This is a genomic window from Paenarthrobacter aurescens (assembly GCF_025421775.1).
GTDB classification, from domain to species: Bacteria; Actinomycetota; Actinomycetes; order Actinomycetales; family Micrococcaceae; genus Arthrobacter; species Arthrobacter aurescens_B.
In genome coordinates this window covers 1-253 of record NZ_JAOEFX010000513.1, presented here as the reverse complement: position 1 = coordinate 253, position 253 = coordinate 1, and the positions used below count along the sequence as shown (strand labels likewise).

The following is a 253-nucleotide window of genomic DNA, read 5'->3' as shown; positions in this document are numbered from 1 at the left end:
GAGACAGATGGGGTTGGCTCAGCCCGAACTGGACGTGGTTATCCCACATCCGCCGGACGTCTTCCACAGGCTCCCCGGACGGCGCAAAGTCACGCTCTCCTGCCACATACTCTTCAAAGCCGGCGGAAACGACGGCGTCGAACCGTCCTTCTTTGTCACCAAAGTGGTGGTAGAGCGTAGGCGCCGTGACCCCGGCAAGCTTGGTGAGCTGGCGCGTTGAGACCGCTGACCCCTCCGAATTCGCCAGCAACTC

The 253-nt window shown here is 62.1% G+C and carries 1 protein-coding gene; it reads right to left on the bottom strand.

Annotated elements, in window-relative coordinates; translation table 11 throughout:
* Positions 1-253 (bottom strand): TetR/AcrR family transcriptional regulator (locus N7568_RS24580; RefSeq protein WP_261612273.1); only part of this gene is annotated, 253 nt, incomplete at both ends.